The organism is Streptomyces hilarionis, from assembly GCF_024539675.1.
Classification (GTDB): domain Bacteria; phylum Actinomycetota; class Actinomycetes; order Streptomycetales; family Streptomycetaceae; genus Streptomyces; species Streptomyces hilarionis.
In genome coordinates, this window is sequence record NZ_JAHHIT010000455.1 from 1 (window position 1) to 438 (window position 438).

1 protein-coding gene is annotated in these 438 nt (G+C 53.0%); it reads left to right on the forward strand.

Translation table 11 applies throughout. The annotated features are described in order from the left end of the window. Window positions 1-33 precede the first annotated feature (33 nt). Window positions 34-438 (forward strand): hypothetical protein (locus KMS84_RS43925; RefSeq protein ID WP_256921343.1); only part of this gene is annotated, 405 nt, incomplete at its 3' end.

Below are 438 nucleotides of genomic sequence, written 5' to 3' on the forward strand. Positions count from 1 at the left end.
GTACAGACGCTTGTTCCTGGCTTTCTGACCACCATGATCTTCTATTGGTTGGCCGATGTTAAAAAGCCCGGGCAGTTTGAGCGCACAGTTCAGGCACTGATCAGCACTGGGCTGATTACGATGCTGGTGTCAGGCATCAAGCCCGTGCTGTTTTACATCGGTGAGCATCATTTTCAGCTGGGGCAGTGGACGGTTCAAGTAGAAGGCGTTTGGGGAATAGGCTTGGCGACATCTCTAGGCCTTTTGCTAGCCTTCGCTTCGAACCACGACTATCTGTACAGATTTGGCAGGTGGTTGACCTTGACGTCTCGCTCGTCGTATCCGGAGTGGATTTATGCCTTCCGCAAACGCGAAGGCAAAAGCGTGGTGCTTACCCTGCTTGATGGACGGCGATTATTCGGGTACCCGGCAGTATGGCCAACCGAGCCTAAAGATGGT